The organism is Rhizobium sp. RU33A (genome assembly GCF_900156055.1).
GTDB lineage: Bacteria > Pseudomonadota > Alphaproteobacteria > Rhizobiales > Rhizobiaceae > Allorhizobium.
This window is the reverse complement of sequence record NZ_FTMQ01000002.1, coordinates 16,508-29,612: the sequence shown is the minus strand read 5'-3', so window position 1 is coordinate 29,612 and position 13,105 is coordinate 16,508. Positions and strand designations below refer to the sequence as shown.

The following is a 13,105-nucleotide window of genomic DNA, read 5'->3' as shown; positions in this document are numbered from 1 at the left end:
TTCAGGGAGACCTGTCTCTGATGGTGTTGATGATCGACGAAAAATCTTCGCCGCCATGCCCGAGCTGGTCAAAGAGCTCGTAAAGCTCAGTCGCATGCGCGCCGAGAGCCGTGGCCGCACCAGTCGATTTTGCCGCTTCCTGCGATAGCCGCATGTCTTTCAGCATCAGGGCGGCGGCAAAGCCCGGCTTGTAGTCCCGGTTTGCCGGCGATGTCGGAACGGGACCCGGAACCGGGCAGTTCGTGCTGATCGCCCAGCATTGGCCCGATGATGTCGAGGCCACGTCGAACAGGGCCTGATGCGACAGCCCGAGCTTCTCGCCAAGCACGAAGGCCTCGCAGACCCCGGCCATGGTGATGCCAAGGATCATGTTGTTGCAGATCTTGGCAGCCTGGCCGGCACCGGCCGAACCGCAATGGACGACCCGTCGTCCCATGGCTTCAATCACCGGGCGGCCCCGGTTCAAAGCATCCGGCTCCCCACCGACCATGAAGGTCAGCATACCGGCACTCGCCCCGGCCGTTCCGCCGGAGACCGGCGCATCGAGCGACAGACAGCCAGCCTCGTTGGCAAGCGCATGGCATTTTCGGGCACTGTCGACATCAATTGTCGAGCAATCGATCATCAGTGTCCCCTGATCGACGACCTCGACCAACTCGCTCCAGACCGACAGGACATGATGACCGGCAGGCAGCATGGTGATGACGATCGAGGCGCCGGTCAGGGTTTCCGCCGCCGTATCACAGAGCGTGATGCCGCTTTCCGTCGCGGTGAGCTTCGCCGTTTCAGAAAGATCAAACCCGCGCACCGGATATCCCGTCTTGACGAGATTGGCAGCCATCGGCCCGCCCATATTGCCAAGTCCAATGAAGGCTATCGTCTCGAACATGCCGTTTCATCCTTTCGCTGAGATCGGTCTTGACCGGGAGGTTTCCCTTGCCGGTCACTCGTCCTAAAGGTTCCGCGCGATCACCATGCGTTGTACGTCGCTGGTGCCCTCATAAATCTGGCAGATGCGGGCATCCCGGTAGATCCGCTCGACCGGATAATCCCGCATGTAGCCGTAGCCGCCAAGGACCTGAATCGCATCCGAGCAGACGCGCTCGACCATCTCGGACGCGAAGAGTTTGGCCATCGAGGCTTGCGAAATGCAAGGAATGCCAGCCTCACGCAAGGATGCTGCGTGCCAGACCAATTGCCGCGCGGCCTCTATCTGTGTCGCCATATCGGCCAGACGGAAGGCGACTGCCTGATGCTCGGCAATCGGTTTGCCGAAGGCCTTTCGCTCACCTGCATAATCGCGCGCCGCCTCGAAGGCCGCCTGCGCCATGCCGACCGACTGTGCCGCGATCCCGATGCGCCCGCCTTCCAGATTGGAAAGCGCGATGCGATAACCTTCCCCCTCCTCGCCGAGCCTGTTCTCGACGGGAATTTTCATCCCGCTGAAGGCAATCTGGCAGGTGTCTGACGCATTGAGACCGAGCTTCTCCTCGACACGCAGGACCTCGTAGCCCGGTGTGTCTGTCGGCACGATGAAGGCAGTGATGCCATTCTTGCCCGCGCCCGGATCGGTCACGGCAAAGACGATGATGACATGGCCGTTCTTGCCAGAGGTGATGAACTGCTTGGCACCGTCGATGATGTAATGATCGCCGTCGCGCCGAGCGCGGGTTTTCAGATTGGAGGCATCAGAGCCCGCCTGTGGCTCGGTCAGGGCAAAGCCGCCGATCCATTCTCCCGAAGCCAGTTTCGGCAGGAAGCGCTGCCGCTGCTCTTCCGTGCCGAACTTCAGGATCGGCACACAACCGACCGAGCTGTGGACGCTCATGATCGTCGAGCAGGCGCCGTCGCCCGCGGCAATTTCCTCGACCGCGATCGCATAGGCGAGCACACCGGTGTCCGAACCGCCATAGGCTTCCGGCACCAGCATGCCAAGCAGCCCCAGCTCACCCATTTCGGTCAGTTCCTCGCGCGGGAAGCGGTGTTGCCGGTCCCGTTCGGCGGCACCGGGTGCCAGCCGCTCGCGCGCAAAGCTGCGGGTCATGTCGAGGATTTGCTGTTGAAGCTCGGAAAGGATCATGGTGTTCCTCCAATCAGGCCCGCTCGATGGCAATGGCGGTCGCCTCGCCGCCACCGATGCACAAGGCTGCCATGCCGCGTTTCAGATCGTATCGCTCAAGCGCGGCGATCAGCGTCACCAGGATACGCGCGCCGGAGGCGCCGATCGGATGACCAAGCGCGCAGGCGCCGCCATGAATGTTGACCTTGTCATGCGGCAGATCGAGATCGCGCATCGCGGCCATGGCGACGACGGCAAAGGCCTCATTGATCTCGAACAGGTCGATCTCTGAAAGCGGCAGGCCGATGCGATCGGAAAGCTTCTGCAGGGCACCGATCGGCGCGGTGGCAAACAGGCTGGGCGCCTGCGAATGCGTGGCGTGCCCGAGAACCGTGGCAAGCGGCGCAAGACCGCGACGCTCCGCTTCCGAGCGTCGCATCAGAACCAGCGCCGCCGCACCGTCGGAGATCGAGCTGGAATTGGCAGCCGTCACCGTGCCGCCATCGCGGAAGGCGGGTTTCAGGGTTGGGATCTTCTCCGGCTTTGCCTTGCCCGGTTGCTCGTCGCGGTCAGCGACCTGCTCGGTTTTGCCGGAGCGCACCGTGACCGGCACGATCTCGCGTTCAAAGGCGCCATCAGCAATCGCCTTCGTCGCCCGCGTCAGCGAGCAGACGGCGTAAGCGTCCTGCGCTTCCCGGGTGAACTGGTAGGCCTCGGCGCAATCTTCCGCGAAGGTGCCCATCAGCCGGCCCTTGTCATAGGCATCCTCAAGCCCGTCGAGAAACATGTGATCGAGCACACGCCCATGTCCGAGCCGGTAGCCGGCGCGGGCGCGGTCAAGCAGATAGGGCGCATTGGTCATGCTCTCCATGCCACCGGCCACAGCGACGGAGGTGCTTCCGGCGACGAGCAAGTCATGGGCGAGCATGGCGGCCTTCATGCCTGAACCACACATCTTGTTGACGGTCGTAGCCCCCGCCGAGAAAGGCAGACCTGCGGCGATTGCCGCCTGACGTGCCGGCGCCTGGCCCTGGCCGGCTGGCAGAACGCAGCCAAACAGGATCTCTTCGACGGCCTCGGCTGGAAGCCCACTGCGGTCGAGCGCCGCCCTTATCGCAGCAGCGCCGAGCTCAGGCGCCGTCATATCCTTCAACTCGCCCTGAAAACCGCCGATCGGGCTTCGGGCAGAACCGACGATGACAATGGGATCGTGCAAGCTCATCTATCCTCCTGCAGCAGCAGTCAGCGCGCACCCATGCGGATGGCGCCGTCGAGACGGACGACCTCGCCGTTGAGCATGGTATTTTCAACGATATGGCGGACAAGCGCCGCGAACTCGGCCGGCCTGCCGAGGCGTGGCGGAAACGGTACGCTCGACGCGAGCGTCTCGCGCACAGGCTCCGGCATTCCGGCCATCATCGGCGTTTCGAAGACACCGGGCGCGATCGACATGACACGAATGCCGCTGCGCGCGAGTTCGCGGGCAATCGGCAGTGTCATCGCGGCAATCCCCCCCTTCGAGGCAGCGTAGGCCGCCTGGCCGATCTGGCCGTCGAAGGCGGCCACCGAGGCGGTGTTGATGATGACGCCGCGTTCGCCCTCGGCATCGGGTTCATTCGCCTGCATGGCGGCAGCGGCGAGCCGGATCATGTTGAAGGTGCCGACGAGATTGATCCCGATCGTCCGCGCGAAGCTCTCCAGCCCGTGCGGCCCGTCGCGTCCGACGACCTTCTCCGCAGGGGCGACACCTGCGCAATTGATCAATCCCCGCAGGCTGCCGAAGGTGCTGGCAGCAACATCGACCGCCCTTCCGGCATCATCCGCACGGGTGACATCGGTTTCGACGAAGCGCACGTTTTCACCGAGTTCCCGCGCCAGCGACTGACCGCGATCCCGATCGAGATCGGCGATCACCACGCGACCGCCAGACTCGACGATCATGCGTGCTGTGGCCGCCCCGAGACCGGAACAGCCGCCTGTCACGATGAAACAAGCATCCTCGACGCGCATCGAACCCTCCTCCCAGAGGCCGTACCAAGCTCCGATTGAGGCGAAACTCTATCGTGTTTCAGTGTTGCAACCGATGACGAAACTGATCCATTATCGCAGCCACTTTTGCCACTTCGACGGGGAGGTCGAAACCCAGGCATGGCCGACATGGAACGACACATGATCTCGACCGGATTCGTCGAGGAGGCACTCGACAGCCTCAGACGTGCCGGTCGGCCAACAGAACCGCTCCTATCTCGGCTCGGCCTTCCGCCTGTCGTCGACAAGCCGGTCTCGACACAAACCTTCGGGCGGCTCTGGCTCGCAATTGCCGAGGAGCTGAATGACGAGTGTTTCGGCCTCGGCGAACGCACGATGCCACGCGGAAGCTTCACGCTTCTGTGCCATTGCGTCATGCATGCCCCGACGCTCGACCGCGCGCTGCGGCGCGCGCTGCGGTTCTTGAATGTCGTCCTTGGCGAGCCGACAGGTCGGCTTGAGGTGCGTGACGGCACGGCAGTCATCGCGCTTTGCGAAACCGGAAAACCCCGCTCCGCCTTCGCCTATCGCAGCTACTGGATCATCCTGCATGGATTGACCTGCTGGCTGGTGGGACGACGCATTCCGATCCGGCTCGTTGATTTCCGCTGCAGCGAACCGACGTTGAGCGCCGATCACAGGCTGTTCTTCGGCGCCCCCATCCGCTTTTCGCAACCGGTGAGCCGCCTCGGCTTCGACGCGTCGCTGCTGGATCTGCCGATCGCACGCAACGAGCATGCCCTGCGGCAATTCCTGCGGGGCGCGCCGGCCAATATCCTGATCCGCTATCGCTATGATGCCGGCACGGCAGCGGCCGTTAGGCGTCGGCTCAACCAGAAGGGGCCAGCGGATTGGGGTAGTTTCGCCGATCTCGCCCGGGAGATGCGCATGTCGTCTTCGACGCTTCGCCATCGGCTGCACGACGAGGGTCAAAGCTATGCCGGCATCAAGGACGACATCCGTCGCGACCTCGCACGCGACATACTGATCAACACGCCACAGACAGTCAGCGATATTGCCGCCCGCCTCGGTTATTCAGAGCCGAGCGCGTTCTACCGTGCCTTCAAGAAATGGATGGGCGAAAGCCCCGAGGCGTTCCGCAAGAGCGCAAGATCCATTCAGCTCGCTTAGCGGAACCACAGCCCCACTATCGCACCTATGGCAAAATTGGCCAAAAAAAACGAGGCAATTTTGTCATGGCTTGCCACTCTCAAGACGCATACCATCCCGCTCGATTGACACGCTTCTGGGGAGAGAAGCAGTCTTCACGGGAGGAAATCGATGGTGGAACCCGCTCATCTGAGCCTGCACGTCCCCGAACCCGCCGTTAGGCCGGGAGGACACCCCGACTTTTCCAACGTCAAGATCGCCAAGGCCGGTGCTGTTCCGCGCCCGCCAGTCGATGCGGCCGCCGAAGACATCCGCGACCTTGCCTATTCGATCATCCGAGTTCTCAACCGCGACGGTGAGGCCGTCGGCCCCTGGGCTGGCCTGCTGACCGATGACGAACTGCGCACCGGCCTGCGCCACATGATGACGCTCAGGGCCTTCGACGCCCGGATGCTGATGGCACAGCGCCAGGGCAAGACCTCTTTCTACATGCAGCATCTCGGTGAGGAAGCCGTCAGCTGCGCCTTTCGCAAGGCGCTCAAAAAGGGCGATATGAACTTCCCGACCTATCGGCAGGCCGGACTTCTGATCGCCGACGACTATCCCATGGTCGAGATGATGAACCAGATATTCTCGAACGAGGCAGATCCCCTGCGCGGGCGGCAATTGCCGATCATGTACTCCTCTAGGGAACATGGCTTTTTCACCATTTCCGGCAATCTCGCCACCCAGTATGTCCAGGCCGTCGGCTGGGCCATGGCATCAGCGATCAAGAATGACAGCCGCATTGCCGCAGCCTGGATCGGCGACGGTTCCACAGCCGAGTCGGATTTTCATTCGGCTCTGGTTTTCGCCTCGACCTACCGGGCGCCCGTAGTCCTCAACGTCGTCAACAATCAGTGGGCGATCTCCACCTTTCAGGGCATAGCCCGAGGCGGTTCGGGCACCTTTGCCGCACGGGGCCTCGGCTTCGGCATTCCGGCGCTCAGGGTCGACGGAAACGACTATCTCGCGGTCTATGCGGTCGCATGCTGGGCCGCCGAACGCGCGCGCCGCAATCTCGGGCCCACACTCGTCGAATATGTGACCTATCGTGTCGGCGCGCATTCAACCTCCGATGATCCGGGCGCTTACCGCCCAAAAACGGAATCCGAAGCCTGGCCTCTAGGCGATCCGGTTCTACGCCTGAAGAAACACCTGATCACCAGAGGCGCGTGGTCGGAAGAACGGCATGTGCAGGCGGAAGCCGAGATCATGGACGAGGTGATCACGGCCCAACGCAAGGCCGAGGAAAACGGCACGCTGCATGCCGGCGGCAAACCTTCGGTGCGGGATATCTTCGAAGGCGTCTATGCCGAAATGCCGCCGCACCTGCGGCGCCAGCGACAGCAGGCAGGATACTGAAATGGCCAGAATGACGATGATCGAAGCGGTGCGCAGCGCCATGGACGTCTCCATGGAGCGCGACGACGACGTGGTCGTGTTTGGCGAGGACGTCGGTTACTTCGGCGGCGTATTCCGCTGCACCCAGGGGCTGCAGGCGAAATATGGAAAGACCCGCTGCTTCGACACGCCGATCAACGAATCCGGCATCGTGGGTGCCGCGATCGGCATGGCGGCCTATGGCCTGAAGCCCTGCGTCGAGATCCAGTTCGCCGATTACATGTATCCCGCCTATGACCAGCTGACCCAGGAGGCGGCCCGCATCCGCTATCGGTCGAATGGTGACTTCACCTGCCCGATCGTCGTGCGCATGCCAACCGGCGGCGGCATTTTCGGCGGACAGACCCACAGCCAGAGCCCGGAAGCACTTTTCACCCATGTCTGCGGTCTCAAAGTGGTTGTTCCATCCAATCCCTATGACGCCAAGGGCCTGCTGGCCGCTGCGATTGCGGATCCGGATCCGGTCATCTTTCTGGAGCCCAAGCGCCTCTACAACGGCCCCTTCGAAGGCCATCACGACCGGCCGGTGACGCCCTGGTCCCGCCACGAACTGGGCGAGGTGCCGGAAGGCTATTACACGATCCCGATCGGCAAGGCGGACATCCGCCGCGAGGGTTCCGCCGTCACCGTGATTACCTACGGGACCATGGTGCATGTGGCGCTTGCCGCAGCTGAGGAGACCGGCATCGACGCCGAAGTGATCGACCTTCGAAGCCTGATGCCGCTCGATCTCGACACGATCGTCAAATCCGTCGCCAAGACCGGTCGATGCGTCGTGGTGCATGAGGCGACACTGACCTCCGGTTTCGGCGGCGAGATCGCGGCGCTGGTGCAGGAGCACTGCTTCTACCATCTGGAAGCGCCGGTCATGCGCGTCGCCGGTTGGGACACGCCTTATCCGCATGCGCAGGAATGGGACTATTTCCCCGGCCCAATCAGGGTCGGCCGCGCGCTCATCGACGTCATGGAGGCCTGAGCCATGGGCGAGTTCACGATCAAGATGCCCGATGTCGGCGAAGGCGTGGCCGAGGCGGAGCTTGTCGAATGGATGGTGAAGATCGGCGATCTCGTGCGCGAAGACATGATGGTCGCCGCCGTGATGACCGACAAGGCGACCGTGGAAATCCCCACACCCGTCAGTGGCACAGTGGTCTGGCTTGGCGGCGAAGTGGGAGACACGATCGCGGTCAAGGCGCCCCTCATCCGGATCGCAACTGATGGTGCAGGCGAGGAACCGGCGACACCGGAGGCGGTAGGCACGCAGACGCCCGAGCCCCCGCCGGGCACAAGCAGCGAAGCGCCGCACACGCCAACGAAGTCCGCGCCGCCTGCAGCGCCTGCAACGCCCGCCGCTGCCCCCGCTCGGCAACCCTCTCCGGAATTCGACAAGCCGCTCGCGGCGCCATCGGTCCGATTGCTGGCCCGCGAGAATGGCATCGACCTGCGCCTTTTGCGCGGATCGGGTCCGGCGGGACGCATTCTGCGCGAAGACGTCGAACAGTTTCTTGCCCGCGGCCCGGATCCTGCACCGACGGTCTCGGGCCTTGCCAAGAAGACCGCGCGCGAGGAGACCAAGCTGACCGGCCTTCGACGCCGGATCGCCGAAAAAATGGTCGTCTCCACCTCCCGCATTCCCCACATCACCTATGTGGAGGAAGTGGACGTGACGGCGCTCGAAGAACTGCGCGCCAAGATGAATGCCGAACGCCGGCCTGACCAGCCAAAGCTGACGCTCCTGCCCTTCCTGATGCGCGCCTTGGTCAAGGCGGTCGTTGAACAGCCGGATGTCAACGCGACCTTCGACGACGATGCCGGCGTGCTCACCCGTTTCGGTGCTGTGCATATCGGCATCGCCACCCAGACCGCTGCCGGTCTGGCGGTCCCGGTGGTCAAACACGCCGAGGCGCGCGGCATCTGGGATTGCGCGACCGAGATGAACCGCCTTGCCGAAGCCACCCGTGCCGGCACCGCCACCCGCGACGAACTCACCGGCTCGACCATCACCATCACCTCGCTCGGCGCGCTTGGCGGCATTGTCTCCACCCCGGTCATCAACCACCCGGAAGTCGCCATCGTCGGCGTCAACAAGATCGCCACCCGGCCCGTCTGGGACGGCACGCAGTTTGTGCCGCGCAAGATGATGAACCTGTCTTCCAGCTTTGATCATCGCATCGTCGATGGCTGGAACGCCGCCACCTTCGTCCAGCGCCTGCGGGTGCTGATGGAGACACCCGCGCTGATCTTTATCGAAGGCTGAGTCATGAAAGAGATTTCCTGCAAGCTTCTCATCATCGGCGCCGGCCCCGGTGGCTATGTCTGCGCCATCAAGGCCGGCCAGCTTGGGATTGACACCGTCATCGTCGAAGAGGGCCGCCCCGGTGGCACCTGCCTGACGGTCGGCTGCATTCCCTCCAAGGCGCTCATCCATGCCGCAGAGACTTTCGACAAGGCGCGTTCCCTATCGACGGGCGAGAACGCCCTTGGCATTCGCGTCGAAGGCGCCTCGATCGATCTCTCCAAAACCATGGCCTGGAAAGACGCCATCGTCGGCCGCCTGACCGGCGGCGTATCCGGTCTCCTGCAGAAGGCGCGGGTCAAGATCGTTCACGGCCACGCGCACTTCCGCGACGGCAAGACGGTTGAGGTCGAAACCGAGACGGGCCTGCAGGTCATCCGCACAGAGACCGTTGTCATCGCGACGGGCTCCGATCCCGTCGAACTTCCGGCCCTACCTTTCGGCGGCAAGGTCATTTCCTCCACCGAGGCGCTGTCCCTGACGGAACTGCCCAAGCGCCTCGTTGTCGTCGGCGGCGGCTATATCGGGCTCGAACTCGGAACCGCCTTCGCCCGCATGGGATCTGAAGTCACGGTGGTCGAGGCCACATCGCAGATCCTGCCGCTCTACGATGCCGATCTGGTCAAACCGGTTCTGCGCAGGCTTGGCGAGCGCGGCATCAAGGTCCTGACGGAAGCGAGAGCCGTCGGGCTTTCCGACACGGGCGAGGCGCTGGCCGTCGAGACCGCCGAGGGACGGCGCGAACTGCCGGCCGATCGCATTCTCGTGGCCGTCGGACGACGGCCGCGCACCACGGGCTCAGGCCTGGAAGAACTCGATCTCGACCGGATCGGCTCGTTCCTGCAGGTCGATGACCGCTGCCACACATCCATGCGCGGGGTTTACGCGATCGGCGACGTCACGGGCGAACCGATGCTGGCGCATCGTGCCATGGCGCAGGGCGAAATGGTCGCCGAGATCGTTGCCGGGCGTAAGCGCGCCTGGGACAAGCGCTGCATTCCCGCCATCTGCTTCACCGACCCTGAAATCGTCAGCGCCGGTCTTCTGCCCGAGGAAGCCCGCAGCCATGGCTTCGATGTGAAAATCGGCCAGTTCCCCTTCACTGCAAATGGACGGGCGATGACGGTGGAGGACGAAGACGGCTTCGTTCGCGTGGTGGCGCGCGCCGACACCCATGCGGTCCTCGGCCTGCAAGCCGTCGGCGCGGGCGTCTCGGAATTTGCCTCGACGTTTGCCATCGCGATCGAGATGGGCGCGCGGCTGGAGGACATCGCCGCCACCATCCATGCGCATCCCACACGCGGTGAAGCGCTGCAGGAAGCAGCACTGAAGGCATTGGGCCACGCGCTGCACATCTGACTGACTTCGGACGGACCGCATGACAGGATCTCTGTGAGGAAGCCACATGACCGAGATGGACTTCAGGCTTGGTGAAACGGCGGACATGATCCGCGACACGACGGCGCGTTTCGCCCGCGAGCGTATCGCCCCGATCGCTGCGGACGTCGATAAGCATGATCGTTTCCCGGTCGAACTCTGGCCGGCCATGGGCGCTCTCGGCCTGCATGGCATCACGGTCGCGGAAGCGGACGGCGGTCTCGGCCTTGGCTATCTCGAACATGTCGTTGCCTGCGAGGAAATCAGCCGCGCTTCGGCCTCAGTCGGCCTGTCCTATGGCGCCCATTCCAATCTCTGCATCAACCAGATTGCGCGCTGGGGTTCCAACGAGCAGAAGGCGAAGTATCTGCCCGGCCTGATATCCGGCGACCATGTCGGCAGCCTCGCTATGTCCGAAGCCGGCGCCGGATCCGACGTCGTCTCGATGCGGCTGCGCGCCGACAGGGTCGAGGGCGGTTTTCGCCTGAACGGCACCAAGTTCTGGATCACCAATGCGCCCTATGCGCAGATACTCCTGGTCTATGCCAAGACCGAGCCGGAGGCCGGATCGAAGGGCATCACGGCCTTTCTCGTTGAAAAGGATTACCCCGGTTTCTCGATCGGCCAGAAGATCGACAAACTCGGCATGCGCGGCTCGCCCACGGCCGAACTCGTTTTCCAGGACTGCTTCGTCCCGCACGAAAACGTCATGGGTCCGCTCAACGGCGGGGTGAAGGTGCTGATGTCCGGCCTCGACTACGAGCGGGTGGTGCTTTCTGGGATCCAGCTCGGCATCATGCAGGCCTGCCTCGACGTCGTCCTGCCTTATGTCAGGGAGCGCCGGCAGTTTGGCCGAACGATCGGAAGCTTCCAACTGATGCAGGCCAAGATCGCCGACATGGTCGTGGCGCTGAACTCCGCCCGCGCCTATGTCTATGCCGTGGCGCGTGCCTGCGATGCCGGCCAGACAACGCGCCAGGATGCGGCCGGCGCAATCCTCTATGCGTCTGAGAACGCGGTGAAGGTTGCGGAACAGGCGATCCAGGCTCTCGGTGGCGCGGGTTACACCAAGGATTGGCCCGTCGAGCGCTACTGGCGCGATGCAAAGCTTCTCGACATCGGCGCGGGCACCAACGAGGTGCGCCGCATGCTGATCGGCCGCGAGGTCATCGGTGTAGAGGGGATGAACTGATGCCGGTTCTCTCCACTCTGCTCGATCGAGATAGCGAAGGTTTCAAGCACAATGCGACACGCAACGTCACGCTTGCCGAGGAACTGAAGTCCAAGGTGGCCACCGCCGCTTTGGGCGGAGCGGAAAGCCACCGCCAACGGCATGTGGCGCGCGGCAAGCTTCTGCCCCGGGATCGCGTATTGCGGCTCCTTGATCCTGGCTCTCCTTTCCTCGAGATCGGGCAACTGGCGGCCGGCGGCATGTATGGTGACGAGGCTCCGGGCGCCGGCATGATTGCCGGCATCGGCCGTGTCTCCGGTCGCGAATGCATGATCATTGCCCATGATCCGACGGTGAAGGGCGGCGCCTATTTCCCAATGACGGTAAAGAAGCATCTGAGAGCACAAGAGATCGCCTCGGAAAACCGCCTGCCCTGCATCTATCTGGTGGATTCCGGCGGCGCCAACCTGCCGCATCAGGCCGAGGTCTTCCCCGACCGTGATCATTTCGGCCGGATCTTCTACAATCAGGCGCAGATGTCTGCCGCCGGGATTCCGCAGATTGCCTGCGTCATGGGAAGCTGTACTGCAGGCGGCGCCTATGTGCCGGCCATGTCCGACGAGACGGTGATCGTCCGCAACCAGGGCACCATCTTTCTCGCCGGCCCACCTCTGGTGAAGGCCGCAACCGGCGAGGTGATCTCGGCCGAAGATCTGGGTGGTGCTGATGTCCACGCCCGCAAGTCCGGCCTTGTCGACCATGTTGCCGAGAACGACGAACACGCGCTTCTGATCGTGCGCGACATCGTGGCGACATTGAACCGGCCAAAAACGGCGGACATCGAGCTTGCCAAGCCGCGCCCTCCCCTGTTCGACCCGAGTGAACTCTACGGCGTGGTCCCGCAGGACCTGCGCTCACCGTATGACGTGCGCGAGGTGATCGCCCGCCTCGTCGATGGGTCCGAACTGCAGGAGTTCAAGCCGCTCTACGGGGCAAGCCTTGTCTGCGGTTTTGCCCGTCTCTGGGGCATGCCCATCGCCATCCTCGCCAACAATGGCGTCCTGTTTTCCGAAAGTGCGCTGAAGGGCGCACACTTCATCGAACTCGCCTGCCAGAGGCGCAGTCCGCTGCTCTTCCTGCAGAACATCTCCGGCTTCATGGTCGGCGGGAAATACGAGGCGGAAGGGATCGCCAAACATGGCGCCAAGCTGGTGACCGCAGTCGCGGGCGCACAGGTGCCGAAAGTCACCGTGCTGATCGGCGGCAGTTTCGGGGCCGGCAATTACGGCATGTGCGGCCGCGCCTTTCAGCCACGCTTCCTGTTTTCCTGGCCGAATGCCCGCATTTCGGTGATGGGAGGCGAGCAGGCCGCCTCTGTCCTGGCGACCGTCCATCGCGACGCCAAAGGCTGGACGGAGGAGGAGGCCGAGGCCTTCAAGGCGCCGATCCGCCAGAAATACGAGGACGAAGGCAACCCCTATTACGCGACGGCCCGGATGTGGGACGACGGCATCATCGACCCGGCCCAGACCCGCGACGTGCTTGGCCTCGCCTTTTCCGCAACGCTGAACGCCCCGATCCTAGAGCGGGCGCAGTTCGGCATTTTCCGGATGTGAGGCGA

General features: G+C 63.5%; 11 protein-coding genes. 7 read left to right on the top strand and 4 right to left on the bottom strand.

Features of this window, described 5'->3' with window-relative positions:
• Position 1: 1 nt before the first annotated feature.
• The 4 genes from mmsB to BW978_RS06110 all read right to left on the bottom strand — a co-directional run bounded on the left by mmsB (position 2) and on the right by BW978_RS06110 (position 4,069).
• On the bottom strand, positions 2-889 hold the full coding sequence (mmsB, locus tag BW978_RS06125) for a 3-hydroxyisobutyrate dehydrogenase (protein ID WP_076393317.1): 888 nt from the start codon (positions 887-889) through the stop codon (positions 2-4).
• Between the two features lie 63 nt (positions 890-952).
• Positions 953-2,080, bottom strand: a complete 1,128-nt coding sequence (locus tag BW978_RS06120; RefSeq protein WP_076393316.1) for an acyl-CoA dehydrogenase family protein — start codon at positions 2,078-2,080, stop codon at positions 953-955.
• A gap of 13 nt (positions 2,081-2,093) precedes the next feature.
• The gene (locus tag BW978_RS06115; protein WP_076393315.1) at positions 2,094-3,281 is read right to left on the bottom strand and encodes an acetyl-CoA C-acyltransferase; all 1,188 of its coding nucleotides are present in this window, start codon (positions 3,279-3,281) and stop codon (positions 2,094-2,096) included.
• Between the two features lie 20 nt (positions 3,282-3,301).
• Complete coding sequence (locus BW978_RS06110) at positions 3,302-4,069, bottom strand: 3-hydroxyacyl-CoA dehydrogenase (RefSeq protein WP_076393314.1); 768 nt, start codon at positions 4,067-4,069, stop codon at positions 3,302-3,304.
• 138 nt (positions 4,070-4,207) lie between these two features.
• Between BW978_RS06110 and BW978_RS06105 the strand changes: the two genes are divergently transcribed.
• The 7 genes from BW978_RS06105 (at position 4,208) to BW978_RS06075 (ending at position 13,100) form a co-directional block, all read left to right on the top strand.
• Positions 4,208-5,218, top strand: a complete 1,011-nt coding sequence (locus BW978_RS06105; protein ID WP_076393313.1) for an AraC family transcriptional regulator — start codon at positions 4,208-4,210, stop codon at positions 5,216-5,218.
• Positions 5,219-5,368: 150 nt separating this feature from the next.
• A complete protein-coding gene (locus tag BW978_RS06100; RefSeq protein ID WP_076393312.1) occupies positions 5,369-6,601 on the top strand; it encodes a 3-methyl-2-oxobutanoate dehydrogenase (2-methylpropanoyl-transferring) subunit alpha in 1,233 nt (410 codons plus the stop codon).
• 1 nt (position 6,602) lies between these two features.
• A complete protein-coding gene (locus BW978_RS06095) occupies positions 6,603-7,616 on the top strand; it encodes an alpha-ketoacid dehydrogenase subunit beta (RefSeq protein WP_076393311.1) in 1,014 nt (337 codons plus the stop codon).
• A 3-nt stretch (positions 7,617-7,619) separates the two neighbouring features.
• Positions 7,620-8,897: a dihydrolipoamide acetyltransferase family protein gene (locus BW978_RS06090; RefSeq protein ID WP_076393310.1), complete on the top strand. Its 1,278-nt coding sequence runs from the start codon at positions 7,620-7,622 to the stop codon at positions 8,895-8,897.
• Between the two features lie 3 nt (positions 8,898-8,900).
• Positions 8,901-10,295 (top strand): dihydrolipoyl dehydrogenase, encoded by a 1,395-nt coding sequence (gene lpdA / locus BW978_RS06085; protein ID WP_076393309.1) that lies wholly within the window; start codon positions 8,901-8,903, stop codon positions 10,293-10,295.
• A gap of 46 nt (positions 10,296-10,341) precedes the next feature.
• Positions 10,342-11,505 (top strand): isovaleryl-CoA dehydrogenase, encoded by a 1,164-nt coding sequence (locus BW978_RS06080; RefSeq protein ID WP_076393307.1) that lies wholly within the window; start codon positions 10,342-10,344, stop codon positions 11,503-11,505.
• Positions 11,505-13,100: a carboxyl transferase domain-containing protein gene (locus BW978_RS06075; protein ID WP_076393305.1), complete on the top strand. Its 1,596-nt coding sequence runs from the start codon at positions 11,505-11,507 to the stop codon at positions 13,098-13,100. Before BW978_RS06080 ends, BW978_RS06075 begins: the two co-directional genes overlap by 1 nt.
• Positions 13,101-13,105 lie beyond the last annotated feature (5 nt).

Coding starts and splice junctions, on each gene's coding strand:
- mmsB (WP_076393317.1), bottom strand. CDS start 889: ATGTTCGAGACGATAGCCTTCATTGGACTTGGCAATATGGGCGGGCCG.
- BW978_RS06120 (WP_076393316.1), bottom strand. CDS start 2,080: ATGATCCTTTCCGAGCTTCAACAGCAAATCCTCGACATGACCCGCAGC.
- BW978_RS06115 (WP_076393315.1), bottom strand. CDS start 3,281: ATGAGCTTGCACGATCCCATTGTCATCGTCGGTTCTGCCCGAAGCCCG.
- BW978_RS06110 (WP_076393314.1), bottom strand. CDS start 4,069: ATGCGCGTCGAGGATGCTTGTTTCATCGTGACAGGCGGCTGTTCCGGT.
- BW978_RS06105 (WP_076393313.1), top strand. CDS start 4,208: ATGGCCGACATGGAACGACACATGATCTCGACCGGATTCGTCGAGGAG.
- BW978_RS06100 (WP_076393312.1), top strand. CDS start 5,369: ATGGTGGAACCCGCTCATCTGAGCCTGCACGTCCCCGAACCCGCCGTT.
- BW978_RS06095 (WP_076393311.1), top strand. CDS start 6,603: ATGGCCAGAATGACGATGATCGAAGCGGTGCGCAGCGCCATGGACGTC.
- BW978_RS06090 (WP_076393310.1), top strand. CDS start 7,620: ATGGGCGAGTTCACGATCAAGATGCCCGATGTCGGCGAAGGCGTGGCC.
- lpdA (WP_076393309.1), top strand. CDS start 8,901: ATGAAAGAGATTTCCTGCAAGCTTCTCATCATCGGCGCCGGCCCCGGT.
- BW978_RS06080 (WP_076393307.1), top strand. CDS start 10,342: ATGACCGAGATGGACTTCAGGCTTGGTGAAACGGCGGACATGATCCGC.
- BW978_RS06075 (WP_076393305.1), top strand. CDS start 11,505: ATGCCGGTTCTCTCCACTCTGCTCGATCGAGATAGCGAAGGTTTCAAG.